This window comes from Amycolatopsis sp. NPDC059235 (assembly GCF_042754125.1).
In the GTDB taxonomy this organism is placed as follows: domain Bacteria; phylum Actinomycetota; class Actinomycetes; order Mycobacteriales; family Pseudonocardiaceae; genus Amycolatopsis; species Amycolatopsis albidoflava.
Genome location: NZ_JBHZAG010000028.1, coordinates 1 through 14,282, shown reverse-complemented (window position 1 = coordinate 14,282; position 14,282 = coordinate 1). Strand labels below are relative to the sequence as shown.

Below are 14,282 nucleotides of genomic sequence, written 5' to 3'. Positions count from 1 at the left end.
GGTGGAAGCGGGCTCACCGGAACGGGTTGATGGCCTTCCGCCAATTTCTCCCGCTCTTTCCGCGCCGACCTGGGCGGCCGACCGGAAACCGACATCGTTACACCCCGATCGGGTAGGGATAACTCACGCGCAGTCCCCGTTGAACCGGCCCCGACCCGCCTCCGTCACTCTGACGAGGCGCGGCGAACCCCCGGGTTGGCGGATTGGCCGGGGGACCCCCTCCGTGCGGGAATGGTGTCACCGTCCGACATCGAAGTCGCCCGGTTTTCCTCAGGGAAAGGGAAGGGTTCGTTTTCATGGACGTCCGGTACGAGGCTTTTTGCTTCGCCGATCCGCTGTTCTTCGACGAACCGTGGGAAATCCCGGGCGCGGCAGGCGACCTGGCCGCGGCCCTGCCGCAGCCGGGACCCGGGTGGACGGCCGAGCAGCACGGGATCTGGCGTTCGCTGCGCCCGGCGGGCCGGGAACTTCCCGCCCAGGGCTGGAAAATCCACGTCTCCGCAGGTCTGGACAACGCCGGGCGCGTGCTGGCCGCGGTGCATCAGTACTGTGTGGAGCATCGGGTCGCGTACAAGCACCTGCGCTCCCGGGCGATCCTCATCAGCCGCAATTCGAAATACGCGCCGCGCGAAGGAAGCGGCAAGCTGGTCACGATTTACCCGGAGTCCGAGGAGGCGCTCGCCCGGATACTCAGCGACCTTTCCGCCGAGCTGGAAGGCGAGCACGGCGCGTATATTCTGAGCGATCTCCGCTACCGCGAAGGCCCGCTTTACGTCCGGTACGGCGGATTCTCCGAACAGTGGACAGAACACGCCGGAACCCGGGTGCTCGCAATCCGCCATCCGGACGGCACGCTCGTGCCCGACCGGCGGGAACCGTCCTTTTCCGTGCCGGACTGGGTGTCCATTCCGGCCTGTTTGTCCGACAGCCTGACCGCGCGCAAGAACGGCGCCCGGTTCCCGTACCGGGTGACCGGTTCCCTGCACTTTTCCAACGGCGGCGGCGTTTATCTGGCCGAACGAGGGGTCGACCGGAAAACCGTCGTGCTGAAGGAGGCGCGCCCGCACGCCGGGCTGGACCGGGACGGCGCCGACGCGGTCGCCCGGCTCGACCACGAGCGCGAGGTCCTCGAACGGCTGGCGGCCGTTCCGGGGATCCCCCGGGTGTACGAGCAGTTCACCGTGTGGGAGCACCACTACCTGGCGATGGAGCACCTGCCCGGCATCGCGCTGAGCAGCTGGCTCGCCCGGCACTACCCGCTCACCAGCGGTTCCCGCGACGAAGCCGATCTCGCGGCTTATCGCGACCGCGCGCTGGCCGTGCTGGTGCAGGTCGAACGCATCCTCGCCGACATTCACCGGCACGGGATCGTCTTCGGCGACCTGCACGGGAAGAACATCCTGGTGGACGAGCAGGACCGGGTGTCGCTGGTCGACTTCGAGCTGGCCGTCGACGCCGGTTCCGGCGACCGCCCGGGGCTCGGCGCGCCCGGCTTCCGCGCCCCCGCCGACCGGCACGGGTTCGAAATCGACGAGCACGCGCTGGCCGCGCTCCGGCTGTGGCTTTTCCTGCCGCTGGTGATGCTGCTGGAACTCGCGCCGAGCAAACTGCGCGGGATCGCGGACTTCGCCCAGCAGCGGTTCGGCCTTCCCCAGGAGTACGCCGACCGCGTGGTCTCGGTGCTCACCCCGCGCGGCACACCGCCCGCCGCGACGCACACCGCGCTGGACGAACCGCGGCCGGACTGGTCGCTGGTGCGCAAGCAGATCGCGGAAGCCATCCTCGCGAGCGCCACGCCGGAGCGCGCCGACCGGCTGTTCCCCGGCGACATCGAGCAGTTCCGCTCCGGCGGCGCGGGATTCGGCGTCGGAGCCGCGGGCGTGCTGCACTCGCTGCACATCGCCGGAGCAGGCCGTTATCCCGAATACGAGCAATGGCTGCTGGCCGCGGTCCGGCGGCAACCGCCCTCTCGGCCCGGATTTTTCGACGGCAGCCACGGCATCGCGTACGTCCTGGAGGAATTCGGCTACTCGGCGGAGGCTGATGAACTGCTGGCCGCGTCGCAGTCGCTGGCCGGCCAGACCACCGACCACGGCCTGGAAAGCGGCCTGGCCGGAATCGGCCTCACCCGCCTGCACTTCGCGACGACCCGCGGCGACAACGAATTCGGCCGCCAAGCCCTGGACATCGCCGTCCGGCTCGCGACCGCTTTCGAGACCGCCGAACCGCCCGGCCGCTTCGCCAGGGCCGGCCTGCTGAGCGGCTGGTCCGGACCGGCGTTGCTGTTCCTGCGCCTGCACGAGCACACCGGCGAGCCGTCCTGGCTCACCCTCGCCGACCGGGTGCTGGCCCGCGACCTGGAGGAATGCGCCCCGGCGTCCGACGGATCGCTGCAGGTCCGCGACGGCGTCCTGCGCACGCTCCCCTACGCCGCGATCGGCAGCGCCGGAATCCTGCTGGTCGCCGAACAGGTCGCCCGGCGCCTGCCGGAGTCGGCGACCGCCCAGAGCCTGCCCGGCCTGCGGGCGGCGTGCCGAGGAGAGTTCGTGATCCACCCCGGCCTGCTCTACGGCCGGTGCGGACTCGCCGCCGCGCTGTCCTTCGCCGACGAGCCGGACCGGGAAGCCATCGACCTGCACCTGTCCCGGCTGTCCTGGCACGGCGTCCCGTACCACGGCGGGCTGGCCTTCCCGGGGAACCAGCTGCTTCGCCTGTCGACCGACGTCAATACCGGCAGCGCGGGGGTCCTCCGCACGCTCGCCGCACTACTGGACGGCGCGGAACTGCTGCCCTTCCTGGGCTCCGCGCCGTCCCCGCACACCTCCGGCCGATGAGCGCCGGCGGACCCCGAGAGAAGGGAACACCCATGGAACACGTCCTGGAGCTGCAGGCGTTGGAGGCCCCGGAAGCCCTCGAAGGCCAGGGACTGGACCACCACGGCCACAGCCACTACAGCGCGTACTGCGGCGACAGCACGCTCAGCCTGCTCCTCTGCTACTGACCGCGGGCGGGGCGGGAACGGCACAGGCCAAGTGCGCCGTTCCCGCCCCGTTCATTCTGCCCCGGCGAGCCGCGGCGGTCGCGTCGAGGCGGGCCTGGTGCGGTGAGGCGGCTCGGCCGGACAGCGGTCGGGGGGCTGGCTGGCCACTTCGTGACGCCCGCATCGGTCGAGCCGGAACCCGCGGCTCGACGGCGGTTGGTGCCGGCGAGGTGTCTCGTGGGTCGGCGGTCGCAGGGCTGGCTGACACGAGTCCGGTGACGCTCGCCTCGGTTGTGGCGAGGTGGCGTCGGCGATCCGAAAGCCTTCGGATCGGCGAAGTGCTTCCGCGGGCTCGCGGTCGGACCACGAGCCCGGCGACACCCGAACCGATCACCGCGGACGTCGCCGACCCGACAGCAATCGGCGCGGCGAACTGCCCCGGCACAGCGCTTAGCCGACCACACGCCCAGTGACACCCGCACCGAGCGCCGCAGACGTCGCCGACCCGACAGCGGTTGGTGCGGGCCAGTTGCCTCGGCGGGTTCGCGGCCCGGCACTGGCTGGCCATGAGCCCGAGGATGCCCGCCTCGGGTCAGAACGAGGCGGGCGTCGGCGAGTCGCCTCCGCGCGCTCGCCGCCGATTGCCTGACCGGCCGCGAACCCGACGACGCCCGGCGAAAGTCGCCGGGCGGGCGGACGTTGCACCGCAGCGAGAGGAGCGACATGGCCCGATCCGCCGATCGGCTGCTGCGCTCCGCCGCCTTGCTGGACCGGCCCCGGCTGGCCGCGGTTGTCGTGACGTCGCTGATCTCCGCCGGCGCCGGGCTGCTCCTTCCCGGAGCGCTGGCCGCCGCCACCGACGCGGTGCTCGGCGGGCGCGGCAGCACCGGCGCGGTGGTGTGGCTGCTTGTCGTAGGCGTCGCGGAGATCGCCGCTGATGCCGTCACCATGCTCCTTCCCGCTCGGCTGACCAGCAATGCGAGCGCCTGGCTGCGTCGTCGGGTAACCGACCGGCTGCTCGCTCTCGGCACGCATTCGCCGTTCGCGCCCGGGGACGCGGTCAGCCGGGTCAGCGGCGATTGCGCGGCGGCAGGCGGCATCGCCGCGGTCGTGGTGCAGCTGATCGCGACCGCGCTGATGTCCTCCGGCGCGGTAGTCCTGCTCGCGCTTCTGGACTGGCGGCTGGCGCTGGTCTTCCTCGGCAGCCTCCCGTTCGCCTTGCTGCTGGCGAGGTCGCACCTGCGAGGCACCGCGAAGGACGTCCTTGCCTACCAACAGGTCTCCGGCGAACTGTCCGCCCGGCTGCTCGACGCGGTCGCCGGCCTGCGGACGATCGCCGCGTCCGGCACCGCCGACGCCGAGGCTGCCCGGGTGCTGCGGCCGCTGCCTCGGCTGAATCTCGCCGGCCAGGGCATGTGGCGCACCCAAGCCCGGATGGTGTGGCGGGCCGGCCTGCTGCTTCCCGCCGTCGAGATCCTCACCCTCGCGGCCGCCGGTTTCGGTGTCCTGGACGGACGGTTGAGCGCCGGGGACGTCCTCGCCGCACTCGGCTACGTCGCTCTCGGCCTCGGCCTGGTGACGCAGATTCCTTTGCTCACCACACTTTCCCGGATCCGCTCGGCCGCATACCGGATCGCCGAGGTCCTCGACACCGAGCCACCGCCTCGCGGCGCCCTCGGGCTGTTGCCCGGAAACGGCACGCTGGAACTCCGCGGCGCGACAGTGCACGGTGCGCTGACCGACGTCGACCTCACCATTCCCGGTGGCTGTTTCGCCGCCGTGGTAGGGAGTTCCGGCTCCGGTAAGTCCACTGTGGTCAGTCTGCTGGCCGGTCTCCGCCGCCCCGACGCCGGACAGGCGCTGCTGGACGGCCGCGACCTCTCCGTGCTGCGTCCGGACGAACTTCGCGCCGTTGTCGGGTATGCCGCTGCCGAGCCCGCGCTGCTTGGCGGCACCGTTTCCGATGCGGTCGGCTATGGATCCTGGGCCAGCATCCCGGCGGTGGACGCGGCCTGCCGGACTGCGCGCATTCACGACGTCCTGGTGCGGCTGCCCCGGGGTTACGACACGCTGCTCGCCGAAACTCCGTTGTCCGGCGGGGAAAGCGCCCGGATGGGGCTCGCTCGTGCGCTCGCGCGAAACCCGCGGGTGCTCCTGCTCGACGACGCGACCGCCAGCCTGGACACGGTCACCGAGCGCGCCGTGACGGCGGAGCTGGGCCGCCGGACGCGGGTGGTCGTCACGCACCGGGCCGCGATGGCCGCGCGGGCGGATGTGGTGGTGTGGCTGGCGGCGGGACAGGTCCGTGCGGTCGGACCGCATGCGCGGTTGTGGCAGATGCCGGGGTATCGCGCGGTGTTCACGGAGGAAACGTGATGCCGCGCTGGTGGAACGCCTTGGCCGGACAACGCGGTGCAGCAGGTCCGTGCCGTCGGGCCGCGCCTGCGATAACCCCGAAGCCGCCCGGCAGCGCGCGATGGCGCATCAGCCTCGCGCCCCAACCAGCCCGCGCACGCAACCACACCGTGCCCGCGGAGCGGCCATGACCGTCGGCCGCCTTTACTGGAACGCCCTCGCCGGGCAATGGCGCGGCGGGCTGGTGCTCCTCGCCTGCTCCCTTCTCGAAGGACTGCCCGCGTTTTTCTCCGGACGGCTGGTCGAACTGGCCGTCAACAGCGGGTTCGCCGCGGGCAAGCCCGGCGTCGGCCTGGTCTGGCTCGGGGTGTTCGGCCTCGCCGCTCTCGCGGGCGCGGTCGGGTCGCGGCTGGTGTGGCGGCAGCTCGGCAAGGTCGTGGAGCCTCTCCGCGACGCGCTGGTGACCGCCGTCGTCCGCGGAGTGCTGCACGATCCCGCACCGCCGCGGAGCGGGCCGGACGCGCGCGGGGTCGCCCGGATCACCCAGCACGTCGAGGTCGTGCGCGACGCCACCGGCGGGCTCCTGGTCCAGGCCCGCGCCATGATCGTCACCACCGCGGCGGCGATCGCGGGGCTGGTCACCGTCGCGGGGTCGCTGGCGTTGCCGGTCGTAGTTCCGGTGGTGCTCGCGCTGGCCGGATTCGCCGCGTTGCTGCCCTCGCTCGCCCGGCGGCAACGCGCGCTCACGCTGGCCGACGAAGGCACCGCCGCCGCGACCGGTTCGATCTTCGCCGGGATCCGGGACGTCGTCGCCTGCGGAGCCGAACCGGTCGCCGCGCTGACTGCCGACCAAGCGCTGGACCGCCAAGCCGCTGCCGCGGTACGGGTGGCTCGGTCGGCGGCGCTGCGGTCGCTGATCGTGGCGCTGGGCGGGTTCGTCCCGCTGGTGCTCGCGCTCGCTCTCGCGCCGTCGATGGTCGCCCGCGGCGAGCTGACCGCCGGGGCGGCGCTGGGCGCGCTCGTTTACCTGGCCGCCACCCTGCAACCCGCGTTGCGCGGGCTCGCCGCCACCGCGTCCACGGTCGTCCTCCGCTTGCTCGTAGCGCTGCGGCGGCTCGCCGAAACCACTGCCCCGCCGGAACCTCGCCTGGCGACCGAGAGTCCCGCCGGAATCGCCCTCACCGTGCGCGACCTGACGTTCCGTTGGGGTGCGGCGCCGGAACCGGTGGTCCGCGGCCTGAATCTCGATCTGCGCCCGGGCGAGCATCTGGCGGTGGTCGGTCCGAGCGGCATCGGGAAATCGACGCTGGCCGGTCTGCTCACCGGTCTGCTGGACCCGCACCACGGCGAAGTCCGGCTGGGCGGCATGCGAGCCGGAGAACTGGCCGACCGGCCTCGGCATCTGGTGTTGGTGCCGCAACAGGCTTACGTCTTCGCCGGGACGCTGCGCGAGAACCTGTCGCTGTTCCACCCCGAAGCCTCCGACCGACGTCTCGTCGCGGCCGCCGAAGCCGTCGGCGCCGCCCCGCTGCTGGCCCGCCTCGGCGGCCTGGACGCCGAACTCCGTCCCGGCGCGGAGGGCCTGTCCGCCGGGGAAGCGCAGCTCCTCGCCCTGGCGAGAGCCTATGCGTCACCGGCAGGCGTCGTCGTCCTCGACGAAGCGACGTCCACTTTGGACCCGGCGGCGGAGATCCACGCCGAACGCGCCTTCGCCGCCCGGGGAGGCACCTTGGTGGTCATCGCACACCGGCTGTCGTCCGCGGTCCGGGCGCGGCGCGTGCTGCTGATGGACGGGCAGGACACGCTGCTCGGCCGCCACGACGAACTTCTCGCCGCGGCGCCGAGGTATGCGGAGATGATGCGGGCTTGGCTTCCGGAGCAGGCCGGGTCGCGGCTCGAGGCCAGTTGAAGTGGGGCGTTAGGGAGGCTCGACCGCGGAGGAGCCAGCAGCCGTGCGACTTACTGATCCGCTGTCTCTGGCCGGGCAGTCGCTCGGGTGAGTCCGGTGCCTGCCGTTAGGTCGTGACTGCGGCGAAGGCCCGGGGGACTCGGTGACATGCACAGCGCCAGGCCTCTCCGCAGGCAGGGTTGAGCCATGCCAGCGGCCGAGGTCCGGCAAAGGCAGCTCACCCAACCGAGCACGACAGGCGAGGTCCGGCAAAGCCAGCGCGTCGGGCTGGGCGCAACAGCCAACGTCCGGCCAAGGCAACACCACCCGGCTGGGCACCACAACCGACAGCCGAGATCCGGCCAACGTCAGCGCACCCAACCGGGCGCGACAACCGAGATCCTGATGGTCCTCGCCAGCAGCGGCCCGCGACGCCGCACAGCCTGCCGTCGCGGAGCGATTCGCCTGTCCCCCGGCGCATCCCGCATCGCCGTCTCGCGGCTGGTCGCGAAACGTCCCCGCGACCAGCCGCCGAGCGAACCCCGGTCAGACCTTGCGCGGCACCGAGGCGATGAGGATCTTGCTGCCGTTGCGGCCGAGGTAGATGTCGACCTTGCTGAAGCCGCCGGACGGGCCGGGTTCGGTCCAGCCGAAGGTCTTCGGGGCGTCGGAGGCGGTGCGGGTCTGGACGTCGAACAGCGTGGCCGCCTGCCGGAACTCGAAGGTGACCGTGGTGCTGCCCGCCGACGGGTCGTCGATGACGAATCCGCTGACGCCGACGGCCCGGTTGTACCAGGTCAGCGTGCCGCCGGTGCGGCCGCCGATGATGTCGCCGCCGAAGTCCGACGTCGGGTAGCCCGCGGCGTTCGCGACGCCCGCGCCGCCGAGTGCGGCGACCGCGGACAGGACAAGGCCGATGGCGATGCGTTTCATGGCGTTTCCCCCAGGGATGGTCGATTCTGGGCGGAATCGTACGTGGCCGCGGCGTGCGGCGCGGGATTATGCGGGAAGTCCCTGGGGCGGCACCGGTCTCGTGCCGGCGAGGCGGCGCGGCTCGGGGTCAGACGACTCCGGCCGCGATCAGCTGGTCCCAGATCACCCCCTGGTCCACTACCTCGACGCCGAACTTCTCGGCCTTCGTGAGTTTGCTGGCGCCGACGTCGGCGCCGGTGATGAGCAGGTCCGTGCTCGCCGAGACTGACGACGCGGTGGTCGCGCCCGCTGTCTCGCACAGGCGCTGGAACGTGGGGCGCGGCACCTTCTCCCCCGATCGCGGGTCGCTGATCGCGCCGGTGACCACCACGGTCTTGCCCTCCAGCGGCGCTCCCGCGACGACCGCGGGCGGGAGGTCTTCCTCCAGGACGTCCAGGGAGACCCCGCGTTCCCGCAGGCGTTCGAGCTCCGGGCGCAGCCGGGTGAGGTGTTCCACCAGCGACGCGGCGACCTTGGGGCCGATGTCCTCCACCGCCACCAAGCCGTCGGCGCCCGCGTCGAGGACCGCTTCCAGCGAGGCGAATCCGGCCCGGCACAGCCGCGCGGCGGTGCCTTCCGACGCCATCGGGATCGCGAGCCCGATCAGCGCCCGGCGCAGCCCGACCCGGCGGCTGGCGTCGATCGACTCGATCATCCGCGTCGCCGAGACCTCGCCGATGCGGTCGAATTCCAGCAGGCGTTCCTTGGTCAGCCGGTAGAAGTCCGACGGGTGCTCCAGGATCCCGGCCTCGGCCAGCCGTTCGATCCACACGCCGCCGATCGCGTCGATGTCCGCGGCCGCCCGGGACGCCCAGTGGATCAGCCGCCGGACGGTCTGCGCGGGGCAGGAGACGTTGGTGCAGAACAGTTCCCGGCTGTTGCCCTGCTCGGTGAGCGGCTGCTCGCACGACGGGCACGCCGAGGGCGGCACGATCTCCTGCTCCGCGCCGGTCCGTTTCGACTCGTCGAGCACCCCGGCGACGAACGGGATGACGTCGCCTGCCCGGCGCACCAGCACGGTGTCGCCGATCTTGATGCCGCGAGCGCGGATGACCTCCTGGTTGGCCAGCGTCGCGCGCGTGACCGTGGTCCCGCCGACGAACACCGGCTCCAGCCACGCGACCGGCGCGATCTTGCCGGTCTTGCCGACGTCCCAGACCACATCGGACAGTACGGTCGTCTTCTCCTCGGCGGCGAACTTGTACGCCAGCGCCCCGCGCGGCGAACTCGAACGGGTGCCCGCGGCGGCGTACGCGGCGCGGTCGGCGAGGCGCAGGACGGCGCCGTCGATGTCGTAGTCCAGGTCGTTGCGCTGCTGTTCGATCGTGGTGATCACCTCCTGCGCGGAGGCCGCGTCGGCGCAGCGGCGCATGTCCGCCGCGGTGAACCCGAGCGCCAGCAGGCCGCTGTCCAGGTCGGTTTCCGCGCTGCCGGGCTCGGTGTCCAGGTCGAAGGCGAAAAAGCGCAGCCGGCGCTCGGCGACCGCGGCCGGGTCTTTCGCGCGCAGGGTGCCCGCCGCGGCGTTGCGCGGGTTGATCAGCGGTTTGTCCGGGTGCGCGGTGTTGTAAGCGGCGAACGTCGAGCGCAGCATCACCGCCTCGCCGCGGACCTCGACCCGGCCCGGGGCGCCGACCTGGTGCGGAATGCCGTCCGTCAGCGCCCGGACCAGCATGGTCACGTCGTCTCCCGTGGTCCCGTCGCCGCGGGTGACCGCCCGGGCGAGGCGGCCGTCCTCGTACACCAGTGCCAGCGACAGGCCGTCGAGCTTGGGCATCACGACCACCGGCTGGCCGGGGAACCGGCCGAAAAACGCCTCGACCTGCTCCGGCTTCGTCGCCTTCTCCAGCGACAGCATCGGCCGCGAATGCCGGATCGGCGCGTGCAGCACCGCGGGCCCGCCCACCTGGTCCAGCGGGTTCGGGTCCGGGGCCAGCTCCGGGCTCGCCTCGATCAGCCCGCGCAGCTCGTCCTCGATCGCGTCGTACTCCGCGTCCGCCACCGCCGGCGAACCCCGGTAGTACGCGTCGCGCAGCACCACGACCTGATCAGCGAGCTCCTGAATACGTTCCCGAACGTCCACGACCCGGAACGCTACCCGGCCCCACCGACAAAACCCGGCTGCGACGCAAACCGGGAGGTCAGGACGGCAGTCGCCGCGCGCCGGCGCCGAGCCTGACCGGGCGGCGGGACGGCGGTCCGTACAGGTCCGTCGTCGCTCAGACCCGGCGGGGCAGTCGTTCCGGAGGCTCCGCGCGGCTTCGACCCGCCACCGGCGCCGCCTCGCCAGCACAGCCAGGAATATTCTCCGCATGCTTTTCTGGAATGCCTGTTCCGGACATCGGCAATCCGGTTTCCCGAATCAGCCGAGACACCGTGTCACGAAAAGGGCGGATCCGGCGATGAAACCGCGAGAAGGCGGCTCGCGGAATCCGGAGGGGATTGCCGATGAAGCGTAAAGCAGGTCGCGGAGTACTGGAGGGCGCTTTTCTGCTGCTGGAGGAGCTGGCGCGAAACGGCGAGGCGGGACCGACCCAGCTCGCGGCCGCGACCGGGCTGCACAAGGCGACCGCGCACCGGTTGCTCGATCAGCTCGTCGGCGTCGGCGCCGTCCAGCGCTGCGCCGGTCGCTATCGCGTGGGGCCGCAGATGTTCCGGCTCGGGCAAGCGTGGGAACCGGTCCGGGTGCTCCGGGCCGCGGTCGGGCCGCCGCTGCGGCAACTCGCGGCGGCGAGTCGCCGGACGAGCGTCAGCGTCGGCGTGCCCGCCGCTGATTCCGGACGGATCCTGATCGGCTGCGGAATCCGCGGCGAAGCCGACGAGATTTGCGCAATGCGCGCCGGTTGGGTGCTGCCGCCCGGTGCCGCGGCGGAAATAGTTCTCACCGCTTCCGGGCCGCAGGCCGAGCCGCCCGAAAAGTATTCCGGACGTGAATGGAAAAAGCTGCTCGCCGAGGCCAGGGACCGGGGCGTGGCGTTCGATTATAGCGACGGGGTTTCGCCGTTGTGCTGTGTGGCCGCACCAGTGCGGTCGGCGTCGGGCGACGTCGTCGCGGCGGTGGGCGCGGTCGCGCTGGACCAGCGGAGGCTGCCGTCGCTGGCGGAAGCGGTGCGGCGGGCGGCGAACGTCGCCAGCGCGAATCTCGCGCGGTTTCCGTCCTACGGGCCATGCGGCCTTGACCCGCTCGGCTGAGGCCGCCGGTAAAGACAAGACTGTTATTCCATCGGAATCCCGCGCACCCTCGGTGCCATCGATCACCCGACAGCGGGGAGTTCAGGGGTGCCGGCCGAAAACGACGTGGATCGTGAGCTTGTCCTCGAGCAGGAGTACGTGACCGCCTTGTACGGCAGGCTCGACGCGTTGCGCGCGCAAGCGGCGAGCGGTTGCGGAAGTGAGGACCCGGAGGCGGCGGCGCGCTGGAAGGCGGAGTTGGCGCGCCTCGAAGCCGTCGAGGACGGGCTTTGCTTCGGACGGCTGGAGATGCACGACGGGAGCCGGAGGTACATCGGCCGGGTGGGGCTGTTCCGGGACGAGGCGGACGAACCGTTGCTGCTCGACTGGCGGGCTCCGGCGGCGCAGCCGTTCTACACCGCGACCATGGCGGAGGCGCACGGCGTTCGGAGGCGGCGGCGGATCACCACCCGCAGACGGACAGTGACAGCGCTCGACGACGAGTTGCTCGATCCCGACGCCGCCGGGACCGGGACCCTGGTCGGCGAAGCCGCGTTGCTGGCGGCGCTCACTGCGGACCGGACCGGGCGGATGGGCGACATCGTCACGACGCTGCAGGAAGAGCAGGACCGGATCGTCCGCGACGGTTACGCCGGGGTGCTGGTGGTGCAGGGCGGACCGGGGACCGGGAAGACCGCGGTGGCGCTGCATCGGCTGGCGTATCTGATGTACACCCGGCCGCGGCTGCGCACGCGAGGGGTGCTGGTGATCGGGCCCAGCGACGTCTTTCTCGACTACATCGGACAGGTGCTGCCGGGGCTGGGCGAGCACGCCGTGGCGACCGCGACGATCGCCCGGTTGCGGCCGGACGTCGAGGTCAGCCGGGTGGATCCGGCCGGGGTCGCGGAGGTCAAGGGGCGGGCGGAGGCGGCGGATCGGATCGTCGCGGCGGTGTGGGGCCGCGCGGGGGCGTCCGGCGAGGCGGTCGAGGCGGAATTCGAGCAGCAGGCGGTGCGGCTGGAGCCAGCCGAATGGCGAGCCGCGGTGGAGTTCGCTTCCGGCAAGGGGTTGCCGTACCACCCGGCGCGGTGGGTCTTTCAGCAGCGGATGGCGGAACTTCTCGCGCAGCGGTTGGCCGACCGGATGGAGAACGTGGTGTTCACCGAGAGCGGCGAGGCCCTCGACGGCGGGAGTGCCGACGGCCGGCTCAGCGCGGCCGACCTGCGGGCGCTGGCCGCGGCGGGGGTGGTGGTCGGGCCGGATCAGGACGACGGGCCTCGGCGGCTGCTGGACGAGGTCGATTTGGCTGACCTGCGCAAGGCGTTGCTGGCCGACGCCGCGGTGTGCCGGGTGCTGGATGAGCTGTGGCCCGCGCTGACCGCGGAGGGGGTGGTGGCGGAGGTGTTCGGCGAGCTGGGCGGCGTCCAGCTCGCGGATGCGGCGACGAGCGGAACCCGTGCGCGAAACGATGAGGTGCCGGGCGAGCCGGACGGCGGCTGGAGCGCGGCGGACATTCCGTTGCTGGACGAGGCTTCCGCGGTGATCGGCGAATCCGTGGGGACGTTCGGGCACGTGGTGGTCGACGAGGCGCAGGAGCTGTCCGCGATGGCGTGGCGGATGGTGATGCGACGCTGTCCGGCGAAGTCGATGACGGTCGTCGGAGACCTCGCGCAGACCAGCGATCCGGCGGGAGCCACGTCGTGGGAACAGGTGTTGACACCGCATGTCGCGGATCGCTGGCGGTTGGCGGAGTTGAGCGTCAACTACCGGACTCCGCGGGAGATCATGGCGGCTGCGAGCGAGTTGTTCGCGGCGCAGCACCCTGGGCTCCAGCCGCCGCCGTCGGTGCGGGCTGCTGGTGAATCGCCGTGGCGTCAGGAGGGCACGCTTGCCGAGGTCGGCGCTATTGCCGCTGAGCACCGCAGCGGGCAGCTGGCGATCATCGCTCCGGCGTGTCATCTCGCCGCGCTGCGGGAGGGTTGCGCCGCGACGGTGCTGACGCCCGGGGCAGCGAAGGGCCTGGAGTTCGATTCGGTGCTGATCGTCGATCCGAAGCGGATTCTCGACGCTCCCCTCGGGCGCAACGACCTCTACGTCGCGATGACGCGCGCGACCCGGCGGCTGGGAATCCTCCATCTCGGACCGGTGCCGGCCGAGCTGGCGCGGATCCGGGAGAAGTAGGTCAGGAGGCCGTGTCGAGTTCCTTCAGCGCGCGGGCCAGGCGCTTGATCAGGGAGCGTCCGTCGTCGACCTGGAGGCGCGCGAATTCGTAGCCGAGGACGCCTTCGCCGGTGACGCCGATCTGACCCCGAAGCGCCTGTGCGACCCCGGAATTCAGTTCGGGTTCCGAGACCCAGGCGAGCTGGTCGAGGGTCCAGGAGCGCACCGGCTTCCCCGGCGCGGCGCGAACGATGCCGCCCACGGTGAACAGCGCCACCCGGTGCGAGGTGAGCGCGAAAACGAACCGACCCGGCGTCGGGATCGCGACCTGCGGGGCTTCCGCTTGCCCACGACGCACGGCGAGCGCCATCCCGGCCGCGCCCGCGAGCCCGGCGATGCCCGCCGCGCCGCCGATCATCGTCTTCCGCACGCCACCCACCCGGAAAGCGACAAGTGCGCTCAGCACGCGCTCCCCCGGCACGAACTCCCCGGCCAGACGGCTCTCGACCTTCTCCCGCAGCGTCACGATCTGCAGCCTCTCCCGACTCGTCGATGGGTTCCGCTGTCGATCACGACGTGGCGGTGAGGGGAGATTATGCGTGCCGGGACAGGAGGGGTGAGGGGATTTTAGCCGGTATCTATGGCGCGGTGTTTGATGGCGCGGTGTTTGATGGCGTCGGCTTCGCCGCCGCGGGCGGGATCGCCTTTAAGTCGACGTGCGGAGGGGCAGTGCACCCGGCCCGGGGGGCCGTGCGCACT

At 71.8% G+C, this 14,282-nt stretch carries 10 protein-coding genes; 7 read left to right on the top strand and 3 right to left on the bottom strand.

Features of this window, described 5'->3' with window-relative positions; genetic code table 11:
• Positions 1-296 precede the first annotated feature (296 nt).
• The 4 genes from lanKC to ACFXI3_RS19820 all read left to right on the top strand — a co-directional run bounded on the left by lanKC (position 297) and on the right by ACFXI3_RS19820 (position 7,244).
• The gene (gene lanKC / locus ACFXI3_RS19835; RefSeq protein ID WP_378401081.1) at positions 297-2,834 is read left to right on the top strand and encodes a class III lanthionine synthetase LanKC; all 2,538 of its coding nucleotides are present in this window, start codon (positions 297-299) and stop codon (positions 2,832-2,834) included.
• Positions 2,835-2,866: 32 nt separating this feature from the next.
• A complete protein-coding gene (locus ACFXI3_RS19830) occupies positions 2,867-3,001 on the top strand; it encodes a class III lanthipeptide (RefSeq protein ID WP_158242558.1) in 135 nt (44 codons plus the stop codon).
• Positions 3,002-3,703: 702 nt separating this feature from the next.
• Positions 3,704-5,356 (top strand): ABC transporter ATP-binding protein, encoded by a 1,653-nt coding sequence (locus tag ACFXI3_RS19825; RefSeq protein WP_378401079.1) that lies wholly within the window; start codon positions 3,704-3,706, stop codon positions 5,354-5,356.
• 166 nt (positions 5,357-5,522) lie between these two features.
• Positions 5,523-7,244, top strand: coding sequence for an ATP-binding cassette domain-containing protein (locus ACFXI3_RS19820; RefSeq protein ID WP_378401077.1), 1,722 nt, complete (start codon positions 5,523-5,525; stop codon positions 7,242-7,244).
• Between the two features lie 525 nt (positions 7,245-7,769).
• Here ACFXI3_RS19820 and ACFXI3_RS19815 read toward each other — a convergent pair.
• Both ACFXI3_RS19815 and ligA read right to left on the bottom strand, forming a co-directional pair.
• Positions 7,770-8,156: a hypothetical protein gene (locus ACFXI3_RS19815; protein ID WP_378401075.1), complete on the bottom strand. Its 387-nt coding sequence runs from the start codon at positions 8,154-8,156 to the stop codon at positions 7,770-7,772.
• 127 nt (positions 8,157-8,283) lie between these two features.
• A complete protein-coding gene (gene ligA, locus ACFXI3_RS19810) occupies positions 8,284-10,275 on the bottom strand; it encodes an NAD-dependent DNA ligase LigA (protein WP_378401073.1) in 1,992 nt (663 codons plus the stop codon).
• A gap of 365 nt (positions 10,276-10,640) precedes the next feature.
• Here ligA and ACFXI3_RS19805 point away from each other — a divergent pair, with 365 nt between their 5' ends.
• Both ACFXI3_RS19805 and ACFXI3_RS19800 read left to right on the top strand, forming a co-directional pair.
• Positions 10,641-11,384, top strand: a complete 744-nt coding sequence (locus ACFXI3_RS19805; protein WP_378401071.1) for an IclR family transcriptional regulator — start codon at positions 10,641-10,643, stop codon at positions 11,382-11,384.
• 87 nt (positions 11,385-11,471) lie between these two features.
• Positions 11,472-13,544, top strand: a complete 2,073-nt coding sequence (locus ACFXI3_RS19800; RefSeq protein ID WP_378401069.1) for a HelD family protein — start codon at positions 11,472-11,474, stop codon at positions 13,542-13,544.
• A 1-nt stretch (position 13,545) separates the two neighbouring features.
• Here ACFXI3_RS19800 and ACFXI3_RS19795 read toward each other — a convergent pair whose 3' ends face one another.
• On the bottom strand, positions 13,546-14,049 hold the full coding sequence (locus ACFXI3_RS19795; RefSeq protein WP_378401067.1) for a hypothetical protein: 504 nt from the start codon (positions 14,047-14,049) through the stop codon (positions 13,546-13,548).
• 26 nt (positions 14,050-14,075) lie between these two features.
• Here ACFXI3_RS19795 and ACFXI3_RS19790 point away from each other — a divergent pair.
• Positions 14,076-14,282, top strand: a 207-nt coding sequence (locus ACFXI3_RS19790; RefSeq protein ID WP_378401065.1) for a hypothetical protein, incomplete at its 3' end; no start/stop codon positions are given.